Annotated in this window: 12 protein-coding genes; 10 read left to right on the top strand and 2 right to left on the bottom strand. The window is 63.3% G+C overall.

Annotated elements, in window-relative coordinates; all coding sequences use genetic code 11:
* Positions 1-45: 45 nt before the first annotated feature.
* Positions 46-234: a hypothetical protein gene (locus CAG00_RS27565; protein WP_139832719.1), complete on the bottom strand. Its 189-nt coding sequence runs from the start codon at positions 232-234 to the stop codon at positions 46-48.
* Positions 235-308: 74 nt separating this feature from the next.
* Here CAG00_RS27565 and putP point away from each other — a divergent pair, with 74 nt between their 5' ends.
* The 9 genes from putP to CAG00_RS03695 all read left to right on the top strand — a co-directional run bounded on the left by putP (position 309) and on the right by CAG00_RS03695 (position 11,184).
* Positions 309-1,787 (top strand): sodium/proline symporter PutP, encoded by a 1,479-nt coding sequence (gene putP, locus CAG00_RS03655; RefSeq protein WP_015272040.1) that lies wholly within the window; start codon positions 309-311, stop codon positions 1,785-1,787.
* Between the two features lie 185 nt (positions 1,788-1,972).
* Entirely contained in the window at positions 1,973-2,809 is an 837-nt protein-coding gene (locus CAG00_RS03660; RefSeq protein WP_085663521.1) for a 23S rRNA (adenine(2030)-N(6))-methyltransferase RlmJ, read from the top strand.
* 237 nt (positions 2,810-3,046) lie between these two features.
* Positions 3,047-4,804 carry a carbamoyltransferase gene (locus CAG00_RS03665; protein ID WP_013974482.1) on the top strand — a complete coding sequence of 586 codons (1,758 nt, stop codon included), beginning with the start codon at positions 3,047-3,049 and terminating at the stop codon, positions 4,802-4,804.
* Positions 4,788-5,918 carry a glycosyltransferase gene (locus tag CAG00_RS03670; RefSeq protein WP_085663522.1) on the top strand — a complete coding sequence of 377 codons (1,131 nt, stop codon included), beginning with the start codon at positions 4,788-4,790 and terminating at the stop codon, positions 5,916-5,918. Before CAG00_RS03665 ends, CAG00_RS03670 begins: the two co-directional genes overlap by 17 nt.
* Positions 5,918-6,814 carry an antimicrobial resistance protein Mig-14 gene (locus CAG00_RS03675; RefSeq protein ID WP_085663523.1) on the top strand — a complete coding sequence of 299 codons (897 nt, stop codon included), beginning with the start codon at positions 5,918-5,920 and terminating at the stop codon, positions 6,812-6,814. The genes CAG00_RS03670 and CAG00_RS03675 overlap by 1 nt, the downstream gene beginning before the upstream one ends.
* Entirely contained in the window at positions 6,811-8,214 is a 1,404-nt protein-coding gene (locus CAG00_RS03680; protein WP_085663524.1) for a PIG-L deacetylase family protein, read from the top strand. Before CAG00_RS03675 ends, CAG00_RS03680 begins: the two co-directional genes overlap by 4 nt.
* 48 nt (positions 8,215-8,262) lie before the next feature.
* Complete coding sequence (locus tag CAG00_RS03685; RefSeq protein ID WP_085663525.1) at positions 8,263-9,219, top strand: glycosyltransferase; 957 nt, start codon at positions 8,263-8,265, stop codon at positions 9,217-9,219.
* A 66-nt stretch (positions 9,220-9,285) separates the two neighbouring features.
* Complete coding sequence (locus CAG00_RS03690) at positions 9,286-10,059, top strand: glycosyltransferase family 2 protein (protein WP_085663526.1); 774 nt, start codon at positions 9,286-9,288, stop codon at positions 10,057-10,059.
* A 33-nt stretch (positions 10,060-10,092) separates the two neighbouring features.
* Positions 10,093-11,184: a glycosyltransferase gene (locus CAG00_RS03695; RefSeq protein ID WP_085663527.1), complete on the top strand. Its 1,092-nt coding sequence runs from the start codon at positions 10,093-10,095 to the stop codon at positions 11,182-11,184.
* A gap of 3 nt (positions 11,185-11,187) precedes the next feature.
* On the opposite strand, the gene CAG00_RS03700 is transcribed toward CAG00_RS03695, so the two are convergent.
* Complete coding sequence (locus tag CAG00_RS03700; RefSeq protein WP_015272032.1) at positions 11,188-11,793, bottom strand: toluene tolerance protein Ttg8; 606 nt, start codon at positions 11,791-11,793, stop codon at positions 11,188-11,190.
* A gap of 101 nt (positions 11,794-11,894) precedes the next feature.
* On the opposite strand from CAG00_RS03700, the gene CAG00_RS03705 reads away from it, so the two are divergent.
* A complete protein-coding gene (locus CAG00_RS03705) occupies positions 11,895-13,070 on the top strand; it encodes an O-antigen ligase (protein ID WP_085663528.1) in 1,176 nt (391 codons plus the stop codon).
* The last annotated feature ends 2 nt before the right edge of the window (positions 13,071-13,072 follow it).

The following is a 13,072-nucleotide window of genomic DNA, read 5'->3' on the forward strand; positions in this document are numbered from 1 at the left end:
TAGCTGTAGGACAATTCGGGTGCAACCAGGTGCAACCCGAATTTTTCATGGAAAAGGTGCAACTCGTCCGACCGTCATTTCCATGCCCGGAAAAGGGTCGTTTTCGGTGCGTTTTATTATGAAAAGCGGAGTTGTTGTTCCCAAAAGGAGCAAAAAATCAGATTTGTCTGAAAATGCACGAGAAGGTGCAACTTGCAAATGAAAAATGGTTGCACCCGCTTTGCGTTGTTGCATAGGATTCGCCGCCTGGGTGCAACCGCCATGGCTGCGGTTGTGCATGACATAAAAACAAACGCCAGGGCACACGCATGGGCAATCCACTAACGATCACTTTCGTGGTCTATATCGCGGCAATGGTGCTGATCGGCTTCGCCGCCTATCGCTCCACCAATAACCTTTCCGACTACATCCTCGGCGGCCGCAGCCTGGGTAGCGTGGTCACCGCGCTTTCCGCCGGCGCTTCCGACATGAGCGGCTGGCTGCTGATGGGCCTGCCGGGCGCCATCTACTTCTCAGGCTTGTCCGAAGCCTGGATTGCCATCGGCCTGACCGTCGGCGCCTACCTGAACTGGCTGTTCGTCGCTGGTCGTCTGCGCGTGCAGACCGAGCACAACGGCGATGCACTGACCCTGCCGGACTACTTCTCCAGCCGCTTCGAAGACAACAGCGGCGTGCTGCGGATCATCTCGGCCATCGTGATCCTGGTGTTCTTCACCATCTATTGCGCCTCCGGCATCGTTGCCGGTGCCCGTCTGTTCGAGAGCACCTTCGGCATGCCGTACGAAACCGCCCTGTGGGCCGGTGCCGCCGCGACCATCGCCTACACCTTCGTCGGTGGTTTCCTGGCGGTGAGCTGGACCGATACCGTGCAGGCTTCGCTGATGATCTTTGCGCTGATCCTCACCCCGGTGATCGTGCTGATCTCCACTGGCGGCTTCGATACCACCTTCGCTGCCATCGATGCGGTCAACCCGGCCAACTTCGACATGCTCAAGGGCGCCACCTTCATCGGCATCATCTCGCTGATGGGCTGGGGTCTGGGCTACTTCGGTCAGCCGCACATCCTGGCGCGTTTCATGGCCGCCGACTCGGTGAAGTCGATCGCCAACGCCCGCCGTATCTCCATGACCTGGATGATCCTGTGCCTGGCCGGTACCTGCGCCGTGGGCTTCTTCGGCATCGCCTACTTCTCGGCGCACCCTGATCTGGCGGGCCCAGTCACCGAGAACCACGAGCGTGTGTTCATCGAGCTGGCCAAGATCCTGTTCAACCCATGGATCGCCGGTGTACTGCTGTCGGCCATCCTGGCGGCGGTGATGAGTACCCTGAGCTGCCAGCTGCTGGTGTGCTCCAGCGCCCTGACCGAAGACTTCTACAAGTCCTTCCTGCGCAAGAACGCTTCGCAGGTCGAGCTGGTGTGGGTCGGCCGCCTGATGGTGCTGGCCGTCGCCCTGATCGCCATCGCCATGGCCTCCAACCCGGAAAACCGCGTGCTGGGCCTGGTGGCTTACGCCTGGGCCGGCTTCGGTGCTGCCTTTGGTCCGGTGGTGCTGATTTCGGTACTGTGGAAAGGCATGACCCGTAACGGCGCACTGGCCGGTATCGTGGTGGGCGCACTGACCGTGATCCTGTGGAAGAACTTCGACACCCTCGGGCTGTACGAAATCATCCCGGGCTTCCTGTTCGCCAGCATCGCCATCTTCGTGGTGAGCAAGCTGGGCAGCCCGTCGCAGGCAATGGTCAAGCGCTTCGAGACTGCTGATGCGGCGTATCACGCTGACAAGTAATACCCGTTGAGTCGGCGGCGCCTGCTTCGCGGGTGAACCCGCTCCCACAGGGATTGCACAGAACTCAAATTCTGTGAGGTGCCTGTGGGAGCGGGTTTACCCGCGAAGATGCCGTCGCCGATCAGCAGCCAGGCCTGACTCCGCCTGCAAGGCAAGGTAAACTTGCCACCCCCGCAGGAGTTGCCATGAACTATCGTCACGCCTTCCACGCCGGCAACCACGCCGACGTCCTCAAACATATCGTGCTGACCCGCCTCATCGCCCTGATGTCGCGCAAGGAGCAGCCGTTCGCCTATATCGATACCCATGCAGGGCTTGGCCTTTACGACCTGCAGGGCGACCAGGCAACCCGCACCGGCGAGTACCTGGAAGGTGTCGCCCGCCTGTGGAATCGCGATGACCTGCCGGCCATGGCCGACGACTATCTGCGTATCATCAAGCGCCTGAATGCCGATGGCGAGCTGCGCTACTACCCCGGTTCGCCCGAGCTGGCCCGCCGCCTGATGCGCCAGCAGGACCGCGCCCTGCTCAACGAGAAGCATCCCGAGGACGGGCCGCTGCTCAAAGAGAACATGAAGAAAGACCCACGCGTGGTCGTGCACCTGGGCGAAGGCTGGCATGTGCCGCGGGCCTTGCTGCCCGTGCAGGAAAAGCGCGCGATCATGCTGATCGACCCGCCGTTCGAGCAGGCTGACGAGCTCAAGCGCTGCACTACCGCCATGAAAGAGGCGATCAGTCGCATGCGCCAGACCGTCGCGGCCATCTGGTACCCGATCAAGGACCAGCGTTCGCTGACCCGCTTCTACCAGGACCTGACCAGCACCGGCGCACCGAAACTGCTGCGGGTCGAGTTGTATGTGCACCACCAGGACAGCCCGCAGGGGCTCAATGGCTCAGGTCTGGCCATCGCCAACCCGCCGTGGGGGTTGGAAGAAGAGCTCAGGGAGCTGCTGCCATGGCTGGCCAAAGAGCTGGCGCAAACCGCCGGCAGCTTCCGCATGGACTGGTTGATCGCTGAATAAGCTGCGCTGCGATCCCTTGTAGGAGCGGCCTTGTGTCGCGAAAGGGCCGCTAAGCGGCCCCGGCAATTTCTGCTGCGAAGCTGAAAGCCTGGGGCCGCTACATGGCCCTTTCGCGACACAAGGCCGCTCCTACAACGACCGCGCAGTTCCTGATGTTTGCGTTATAATCCCGCCCTTTAGCCGCCACCCGCCCAAGAGGCCGCTGGCGCATTTCTACCGAATGAAGAGGCTAATCCCTTGGCATTGACGATTCTTGGCCTGTCCGGCGCCCTTAGCCATGACCCTTCCGCGGCCTTGTACATTGACGGCAAACTGATTGCCGCCGCCGAAGAAGAGCGCTTCGTGCGTGACAAGCATGCGAAGAACCGCATGCCCTACGAGTCGGCGAAGTTCTGCCTGGAACAGGCAGGCATCAAGCCATCCGACGTCGACGTGGTAGCCATCCCGTTCGCCCCGATCAGCCTGTTCGGCAAAGCGCGCTGGCACTATGCCAAGCGCTACTGGTACGCCCCGGACCGCGCCCTCGACGCCATCCTGATGGGCAACCGTCGCTACAAGCGCTACCGCAAGAAGATTGTCTGGTGCCTGGAGCAACTGGGCTTCGACCCGAAAAAGGTCAAGATCGAGCCGGTCGAGCATCACCTGGCCCACGCCTCCAGTGCCTACCACTGCTCGGGCTTCAAGGAAAAAACCGCAATCCTCGGCATCGACGGTAAAGGCGAATACGCCACCACCTTCTTTGGCTACGGCGAAAACGGCAAGATCCACAAGATCAAGGAGTTCTTCGACCCGGACTCGCTGGGCGGCCTGTACGGCGCAATCACCGAGTTCCTCGGCTTCGAGATGCTCGATGGCGAGTTCAAGGTCATGGGCATGGCGCCGTATGGCGACGCCAGCAAGTACGACTTCTCGCGCCTGGCCAGCTTCGAAAACGGCGAACTGGTGATCAACACCGAATACGCCAACGTCATTGGCCTGCGCCGCTATAAAGAGAAGGGCAAGGGCTTCTACTTCTCGCCGAAGCTGATCGAATGGCTGGGCCCCAAGCGCGAAGGCGACATCGCCGACGAGCCGTACATCCATTACGCGGCCAGCATGCAGGCGCTGTTCGAGAAGATCGCCCTGCAGATGATCGATCACTACCTGGGCGACGTCCTGCGTGAAACCGGCAAGCTGGCCTTTGCTGGCGGTTGCGCGCTGAACGTCAAGCTCAACCAGAAGATCATCGCCCGCCCAGACCTGAAAGAGCTGTTCGTCCAGCCTGCTTCCGGTGACGCCGGTACCGCGGTGGGTGCTGCCGCCTACGTTTCCCACGCCCGTGGCGTGCCGGTCGAGAAGATGGAACACGTCTACCTCGGCCCTTCGTACTCCAACGAAGACGTGATCGCTGCCTGCGCCCGTCACCCGAACGCGCCGAAGTGGCGCAAGCTCGACGACATGCCGCAGCGCATCGCCAAGATCATGGTCGATGGCAACCCGGTGGCCTGGTTCCAGGGCCGCATGGAATTCGGCCCCCGTGCCCTGGGCGGCCGTTCGATCATTGGTTGCCCGAGCGTGCCTGGCGTAGCCGACCGCATCAACGAGCAGATCAAGTTCCGCGAACGCTGGAGACCTTTCTGCCCGTCGATGCTCGACACCGTCGCCCCGCAGATGATCAAGGTCGACCATCCGGCGCCGTTCATGACCTTCACCTTCGAAGTGGCTGAAGAGTGGAAGACCCGCGTGCCGGAAGTGGTTCACGAGGACGGCACTTCGCGTGCCCAGGTGCTCAAGCGCGAGTACAACCCGCGCTACTACGACATGATGAAGGCACTGGAAGACCTGACCGGCAACGGCGTGTCGCTGAACACCTCGCTGAACCGCCGTGGTGAACCGATGATCTGCTCGCCGACCGACGCCCTGAACATGTTCTTCGGCTCGGACCTGCAGTACCTGATCATGGAAGACATCCTGGTTGTGAAGGACGGCGCGGCCCCGTATGACCAGCCGCTCTGAACCGCGCATCCTGCAGTTCTGCCATGGCTATGACGGGCCGTTCCTGGACTGCGCCCGTCAGTACGCCAGCCTGTTCCAGGGGCGTGGCTACCAGGTCACCACGGTGTTCCTCACCGGCGCCGCCGACCCGCAGGTAGCGGCTGGCTGCGCGTCGGACGAGGTGCTGTTCCTGGAGTTCAGCTCCAAGGCCGTGCGCGGCCTGAAACTCGGCGCCATCCGTGCATTGCGGCGGATCGCGGCCGAGCGCAATTTCGCCTTCTGCATTGCCCATCGCTTCAAGCCGATCTACGTGGCGTTGCTGGGCACCAGCTTGCCGGTGATCGGCGTGCACCATGCTTTCGGTGATTACGAGCGCAAGGGGCGACGCATCTTCGCCAACCTGTTCAGCAAACGCCTGAGCTTGCTGGGCGTGTCGGATGCAGTGCGTGACGACATGCGCCGCTGTCTGCCGCAGTGGCCGGCAGAGCGTATCCAGACCTTGTACAACCGCATCGACATCGACGCCCTGCAAGCGGCTCTGGTGCCACGCGCCGAGGCCCGCCAGGCCTTGGGCCTGGATGCGCAGGCGTGGATTGTCGGTAACGTCGGGCGCCTGCACCCGGACAAGGACCAGGCCACCCTGCTGCGTGGCTTTGCCGAAGCGCTACCGGGGCTGCCGGCGGGCGCCCGCCTGGCAATTCTTGGCAAGGGGCGCCTGGAAGCCAAGCTCAAGGCCCTGGCCGCCGAGCTGGGCATTGCCGGGCAAGTGGACTTCCTTGGCCAGGTGCCGGATGCGCGCCGTTACTTCCAGGCGTTCGATGTATTCGCCCTGAGCTCCGACCATGAGCCGTTCGGCATGGTCCTGCTCGAAGCCATGGTCGCCGGTGTACCGGTACTGGCCACGGCCTGTGGTGGTGCTCGCGAAGTGGTCGAGGGTGTTGGCGTGCTGTTCCCGCTGGGCGATGCCGGGCAACTGGCCCAGGGCCTGAAGCACATGGCCGTGCTCGATGGGCAGCAGCGCCAGGCCTGTGCCGAGCACATGCTGCAGCGCCTGCGTGAGCGCTTCTCCGACCAGGCGGTGCGCGAGGCCTTCTGGCAGCTGCCGCAAGTCCGTGCGTTGGTGGGGCAGGCCTGATGCTCAACCGTATCCAGGCCTTCCGCGAACGCGGTTGGCAAGTTATCGACGCCAAGGCCTACGCCGAGGCATGGGCCCACTTTGGTGGCAGTGTCGCCACCCATCCTTTGGTGGTCGAGCAGCTGGCGGACCTGGCACAGATCCCGGTGCGTTACCTGGGCTGGCACCAGGCCGGCGAGCTGAAGGCCGCCATCCCCACCTGGGGGCGCCACCTTGCGCTGTCCAAGGATGTGCTCAAGCGTGCCGGCAAAAAGGCCCTGTTCGACCTGGGCAATGCCGAGATCATCCTGCCGGCGGCGGCCGATGCCGCTGCACCGTTGCGCCATGCCGCGCGCTACCTGTCCGAACTGAACCAGGGGCGCTTCAGCGGCCTCAAGGCGCAGAAGGAACAGTTGGCCATGGCCCGCGCCCACGAAGACCTGTCGAAGAAGTTCCGCTACAACCAGCGCCGCGAACTGCGCCTGCTGGAAGAGGCGGGCGGTGTGGTGCGCCCGATCAGCGACTTCAGCGCGCAGGAAATCGCCAGCATGTACTGCGACCTGTTCCTGCGCCGCTGGGGCTTCCCTGCCACCGGCGCCGAGCGCATGGCCGAGGTGCTGGAGCGCCTGCGCGAGCTGCTGATCGGCTCGGTGCTGCTGTTGGACGGCAAGCCGATTGCCATCCAGCTGGTTTACCGTGTCGAAGCGCCGGAATGGATCAGCGTCGAGTACATCAATGGCGGTGTCGACCCTGAAACCAAGGCCTTCAGCCCCGGCAGCGTGCTGAGCTTCCTCAATACCCAGGCCGCCTGGGAAGACGCCCGTGCGCGCAACAAGCCGCTGCGGTTCTCGTTCGGCCGTGCCGACCGCGAGTACAAGGACCGCTGGTGCAACCCCGTGCCGGTGTATCAGGCGTGAGTCGCAAGCAGCAGCTGCTCAAGCGCCACCGGCGCAACAAGCGCCTGGGCCTGCTGGCGGGCCTGGTAGCGCTGGTGGCCGTAGGTGTGTTCAGCTGGTGGTGGTTGCCACTGTTGCTGTTGCCGCTGCTGTGGGCGGCCCATGAAGCCTGGTTTGCCGACCACCTGTTCTATGCGCCTGGCGAGGACTACGCCTACGACTTCGGCGAGCAGACCCGGGAGGCTCCTGCCAGCCTGAGCGGCGGCCTGCTCAAGGCTGACTGCGTGCTGCAGGGCAACGAAACCCTGATTCTCGAACTGCGGGTAAAAAGCAGCTGGCTGGGGCGCTTCTTCGACCCGCAGGTCGAGCTGATGGCTGGCGAGCAGGCCGATCGGCAAACCTTCGAGCGCGGCGTCGATGGCGTGCGCTTCCTCAACTTGACCGGCCTCGCCGCACCTCTGCAGGCTGGCGCGTTGCGCCTGCGTGGCCGGCATTGCCGGCTGTCGGGCCAGCCGCGCTTGTGGATAACCCCGGCGGTCGAGCTGCAACGGCGCCGGGTGATGGTGATCGCGCCGCATGCCGATGATGCCGAACTGGCCGCTTACGGGCTCTACAGCCAGGCCGACGAAACCTGGGTAGTGACCCTGACCGCCGGTGAGATCGAGGCCGAACACTATCAGCAGATGGGCCTGGCAAAGGCCGAGGCCGCGCGCCTGAAGGGCCGCCTGCGGGCCTGGGACAGTATCGCCGTGCCACGCTGGGCCGGTGTGGCGGAATCGCGTTGCGTGCAGCTGGGCTACTTCTGCCTGCAACTACCTGCCATGCAGGCTGCGCCAGACCAGCCGGCCGCTTCCCGGGAGGCCGACCTCGCCGACATTCGCGTATTCCGCCGGTTCAACCCGTTCCCGCTGCCGGCCGACGACGATGGCGCGCCGACCTGGCGCAACCTGCTGGCCGACCTGCGGGCCTTGCTGGAAATGGCCAAGCCAGAGGTGCTGGTGATGCCGCACCCGCAGCTCGACCCGCACCCTGACCACATATGTGCCCAGGCAGCGGTGCTGGAAGCCTTGCAAGGCTTGGCCTGGCAGCCGCAAACCCTGCTGTGCTACGCCAACCACCTGCATGACAACGACCGCTGGCCGATGGGCGACAGTGGTGACGGCGTGGCCTTGCCGCCGCAGCTGAGCGCTGCCCAGGCGTGGGCACCTTGCAGCCTGGTACTGGACCTGGCAACCCAGCGCGACAAGGCCATGGCCCTGGGCATGATGCACGACCTGCAGCCGCCGGCGCCGTTCAAGCGCCGCCTGCGCCGCTTGTTGCAGCGCTGGCTGGCCGGGCGGCGGCCGTCGCCTTACGGCGAGAACGAATTCTTCCGCAAGGCCGTGCGCCGACATGAACTGTTCTGGCGGCGTGAGCTGTAGCCGCGCCCCATGGTTGACCGCGATGGCGCAGAGCGCCCAAGGAACCCAATGAAAGTCCTATTTCTGGTGCAGAAGGAACAGCGGGCGATTCTCGACCGCCTGTACGATGGCGTCGCGGCCAACTGCGAGTGCGACCTGCGCTGGTTGACCAGCGAAGACCAGCGCAACCTGCGCCGCTATTTCAAGCGTGAAGTGCAGGTCGAGCGCTATGACCGCATTGTCTTCTTCCTGCGTTTCAAGCAGGAGATCCGCCAGGCGGCGTTCATCCGTACCGTGCCGAACCTGGTCATCCTCGAGCACGATGCCTACCAGAACTACATCCCGTGCAAGTACACCGGGAAGTTCAGCGCCCATTACCGCAAGCTGCCCTGGGCGCGGGTGATCAGCTCCGGCTACATGGTCAGCGAGCGCCTGCGCCAGGAAGGTTTCGACGCCGTGTTCGTGCCCAAGGGCTACGACGAGCAGTTGCTTGCCGACCAAGGGCGTGAACGCGACATCGAACTGGCCTTCGTCGGCAGCACCAACAGCGTGGCCTACAGCGGCCGCAAGGCATTGCTGGACGAGCTGGGGCGGGTCGAGAACCTGGTGGTGACCCGTACCAAGTCGGGTGAGGACTACTGCAACACGCTCAACCGGATCCGCTTCTTCGTCAGTGCCGACGTCGGCATGGGCGAATACATGATCAAGAACTTCGAAGCCATGGCCTGTGGCTGTGTGTTGCTGGCGTATGACCAGGGCGAGGAAGAGAACCGCGCGCTGGGCCTGCAGGACATGCACAACGTGGTGTTCTATGACAGCATCCCGACCCTTCAGAAAAAGCTCTGCCACTTGCGTGCGGAACCTGAACTTGCCCGGCAGATTGCAGAAAATGGCCGCCATCTGGCGGTTTCCCGTTTCAGTTTCGGCGCAGTTGGACGTAGCATCGTCGACCACATGCGCCCGGCGCTCAGGCCCCATCCGCCGTTGTCTGCATGGCAGCGGCTGCGCCTGAAGCTGGGCATCTAACATAAGAACTTTCGCGCCTGCGGAGCGGGCGTTGAAAGTCGATAGTCGCAATGCGGAGGGAGTCCGGTGCGCTTTTCAAATGAGAGTGACGTCACGCTCGTCGTGACCAGTTGTGGGCGGTTCGATCTGCTCAAAGATACCCTTGAGAGTTTCGATCGCTACAATACCGCGCCCATTCGCGAAGTATTCATCACCGAAGACTCCGGTGACGATGCCGTGCATGCCGCTGTGCCTGAGCACTGGAAACCGCACTGCAAGGTGTTCGTCAACCGGCCCAAGCTGGGCCAGCTGCCGTCTATCGACCTGGCCTACAGCCACGTCAAGACGCCCTACATCTTTCACTGCGAGGACGACTGGCACTTCTATCGCCAGGGCTTCGTCGAAGACTCCCGGGCCATCCTGGAGGTCAGCCCCGACCTGTTGCAGGTGTGGCTGCGCAGCCATGCCCATGACCTGGCCGTCCACAGCCCTTACATCCACCTGGGCGATCGCCAGGTGATCGCCGGGGTGCCTTGCTACCCGCTGCTGTCCGACAAGGCCGAGTGGCAGGCGTTTTCGCTCAACCCCGGGCTGCGTCGTTTGAGCGATTACCAGCGTTGTGCGCCATTTGCCGCCTATGCTGGAGAGAAGGCACTTTCCCGACGCTATGCTGAGTTAAACCTGACAGCGGTCACCTTGGAGGGTGATGCAGTATTGCACACTGGATTTGGTAATCACGTGACCTTGCCCATCGAAGTGGAGCGCAAGGCCAAACGTCGTAAACGTGATCGGATAAAGTTGGCATTGACGCTGGTGGCGGGTGCCGTGATTGGCATGGGAATCACCATTTTTGTTCAATGAAGTGTCCCACCTGACATGAGCGGGAGAGGGCCCATGAACATCGTCAATATGATGTGGGCGGGTGGAACGCCGTACATGTCCATCCACAAGGTGCATCGGCAGGTGCTGTCGCACGCGGGGTCCGATGCCCGGATCAGTAACTGGCTGCTGCTGGGTAGCGGGCTCTGCTGTGGGCTTGGCTCGACCCGGGAGTGGCATATGCCGTCACGGGCGCTGAAAGGGCGGCACTTCTGGCGCCTGTTGCGCCCATGGTTGCGCATGCGCTTGCGCAAGGCGCTGAACGAGGCCCAGGCTGAAGTCGTGCTGCTCGACGGTGTCGGTGTGGCGCGGTTGGTGTTGCCGTTGTTGCAGCAGGTTCCGCAGGTGCGTGCCAAGGTGCTGTTCCACGGCAAGACGCGCCTGAGTGCCAGCGATGTTCGCCTGCTGCGCATGTTCCCGGCCGAGCGGCTGAGCATCGCCGCCGTTTCGCAGACACTTGCCACGTCACTCGAACACGACCTGGGCAGGCCGGTGCAGACCTTGCGCATGGCCCTTGATCCACTGGCTTTCGCCGAACCGTTGTTGAGCCGGGACGCGGCCAGGCAGGCCCTGCAGTTGCCACAGGTAGCAGGAGTGATGCTGGGCGCGGTCGGGCGGCTGGTGGAGAGCAAAGGTTTCGAGATGCTGATCGAGGCGTTCGCCAAGGCCAGTGCGCGCCAGCCGGACCTGCAGTTGGCAATCATCGGCGAAGGCCCTCTGCGTGCGGTGCTGCAGGCTCGTATCGATGCGCTTGGCCTGGCTGGTCGTGTTCACCTGAGTGGTCACCGAGACGACCTGCAGCAGCTGTACCGGGCATTCGACTGGCTATTGGTGCCTTCGCGCTCCGAAGGCCTGGGGCTGGTGGTGCAGGAGGCGGTCATGGCCGACGTGCCGGTGGTGTGCAGCGACCTGCAGGTGTTCCGTGAGCAGTTGCAGGACACCGGTGGCTACCTGCCCGTTACCAATGAAAATGCCTGGGCCGAGGCGATCGAGCGTTGTGCGTCGCTCAGTGCCCCGGCGGTAGCCGCGCGGCAGCGCCAGGCGCTGGCCCCGGAGCAGGCCTGGCAGGCATTCTGCAACGGTTCGCAGAGCCTGCTGCGCAGTTGACGCTCAACGCGCCAGCAGGGCTGCCTCGAAAGCGGCAAGGGGGAAGCGGTCGCCCAGGTTCTCCCGCTCGATGTAGCGCACCATATGCTGCACATTGCGCCGAATCATGCGCGCCGACAGCGGCGGGCGCAGGAAGCGCATGTCGGCCACGTCGATCAGGCCCAGTTGCTGGTCGGGGGTGACTACCACATTACCCAGGTGCAACGAGCGGAAGTACACGCCGCTGCGATGCAGCTGGCGGATCAGTTCGATCAGGCGCGGCAGGTAGGTGTCCCAGCTGAAACCCTCATCGCGCGACATCTGCAGCAAGGTGCGCCCTGGCAGCGGGCGGTACAGCACGGCGGTACGCCCTGGCAGGTCGAGCTTGTGCTGGCTGATCACCTCCAGGGTGGGAATGCCCAGTTGTGCAAGGCGTGCGGCGTTGTCGACGAAGCGCTGCGAGTACGGGCGCAGCAGTGCAGATGAAATCAGCCGCTTCCTACGAAAAACCTTGAGGAAATTACCATCCGCGAGCAGGTAGACTTTGGCGCCATGGCTATCTGCCTCAAGCACCTGTGCGCCTTGTGTCAGCTGATCGAAGTCGACCTGGGGGAGCCGGGAGCATTGCATGAATAGAGCCTTGTCGTCGGGCGAACAGAATGACCGGCAATAATGCCGAAAATAATGTTGTAGCACCATTGGATGGTGTCTTTGATTCATCGGGGGAAAGGATGTTGTATCAAAAAAACTGGGCGCAAGCCTGGTTGGGGTTTGGTCTGGTCTGGTTCCTGGCAGCGATTGCCCTGGCACCGAGCAACAAGGTCTATCAGCAAGGCCTGGTGCTGTTCCTGTGGTTGCCGACGCTGGTAATGGCGTGGTCCGCAAGGCAAGTAATAGTGCAGGCCTGGCGGCGTCAGCCGGCCTTGTGGGGGAGTGTGTTGTTGCTGCTGGCCTGGAGCGGGCTCAGCCTGGTCTGGTCGGCCGCAGAAAACCCGGGGCGCGAGGCCAAGCGCCTGCTCTACATCCTGGTATTCCTGCTGGCGTTCCCGCTGCTGGGCCAGCTTGGCCAGGCCCGCATTCGTCAGCTGCTGCTGGCCGGTAGCGCCTTGCTGGCCGTTGCCGCGCTGGTCTCGGTCATCCATTTCTACGGCGTGCTGGGCATGCCTTTGCTGGCCCGCCTGGAGGGCATCGGCGAGATATCGCACCCGATCCTGGGCGCCTACGTCATCGGTGCGGCCGTGCTCTTCCTGCTTTACGAGCCGCCGCGGCAACGTGGCCTGCAGTTGTTGTGGCTGGCAGCGCTGGCGTGCCTGGGGTTGTTTGCCATGCTCAGCCAGAGCCGTGGGGCAATCCTGGCCCTTGTGCTCACCGTGATCCTGGCCCCGCTGTGGTTCCGTGACCGCCACAGCCGGGTGTTTGCCGTGCTGGCGGCCATCGCCACCGGCCTGGCCTTCTATCTCGTGTACGACCTGATCGCCCAGCGCGGTTCGTCCTACCGGCCGGAAATCTTCCATGCCGTGGTCGACATGATCGCCGCGCATCCCTGGACCGGCCTTGGCCTGGGCGCTGCCTACGACGTGAGTGCAGTGGGCAAGCACTTCGACCATACCCACAACATGTTCACGCACATCGCAGTGGAGATGGGCCTGCCCGGTATGCTGCTGTGGGTCATGGTGTGGCTGTACACCCTGGGCGAAATCGTCCGCGCACGCGGCACGCTGTTCGGCAAGATCCTGCTTGGTTTCTGGGTGTACTCCACCCTGGCCATGCAGTTCGATGCCGCCAGCCTTACCGGTACGCCACGTGCCGAATGGTTCATCAGCTGGCTGCCCGTGGGCCTGGCCATGTTGCTGCCATGGGGGAGTGCCGAAAATGATGCCTGTGGTAAAATTTCCGGTTCAACCTGAAC

It is taken from the genome of Pseudomonas sp. B5(2017) (genome assembly GCF_002112825.1).
Lineage (GTDB): Bacteria > Pseudomonadota > Gammaproteobacteria > Pseudomonadales > Pseudomonadaceae > Aquipseudomonas > Aquipseudomonas putida_Z.

Coding starts and splice junctions, on each gene's coding strand:
- CAG00_RS03670 (WP_085663522.1), top strand. CDS start 4,788: ATGACCAGCCGCTCTGAACCGCGCATCCTGCAGTTCTGCCATGGCTAT.
- CAG00_RS03700 (WP_015272032.1), bottom strand. CDS start 11,793: ATGCAATGCTCCCGGCTCCCCCAGGTCGACTTCGATCAGCTGACACAA.
- CAG00_RS03675 (WP_085663523.1), top strand. CDS start 5,918: ATGCTCAACCGTATCCAGGCCTTCCGCGAACGCGGTTGGCAAGTTATC.
- CAG00_RS03695 (WP_085663527.1), top strand. CDS start 10,093: ATGAACATCGTCAATATGATGTGGGCGGGTGGAACGCCGTACATGTCC.
- CAG00_RS03660 (WP_085663521.1), top strand. CDS start 1,973: ATGAACTATCGTCACGCCTTCCACGCCGGCAACCACGCCGACGTCCTC.
- CAG00_RS03685 (WP_085663525.1), top strand. CDS start 8,263: ATGAAAGTCCTATTTCTGGTGCAGAAGGAACAGCGGGCGATTCTCGAC.
- CAG00_RS03705 (WP_085663528.1), top strand. CDS start 11,895: ATGTTGTATCAAAAAAACTGGGCGCAAGCCTGGTTGGGGTTTGGTCTG.
- CAG00_RS27565 (WP_139832719.1), bottom strand. CDS start 234: ATGCAACAACGCAAAGCGGGTGCAACCATTTTTCATTTGCAAGTTGCA.
- putP (WP_015272040.1), top strand. CDS start 309: ATGGGCAATCCACTAACGATCACTTTCGTGGTCTATATCGCGGCAATG.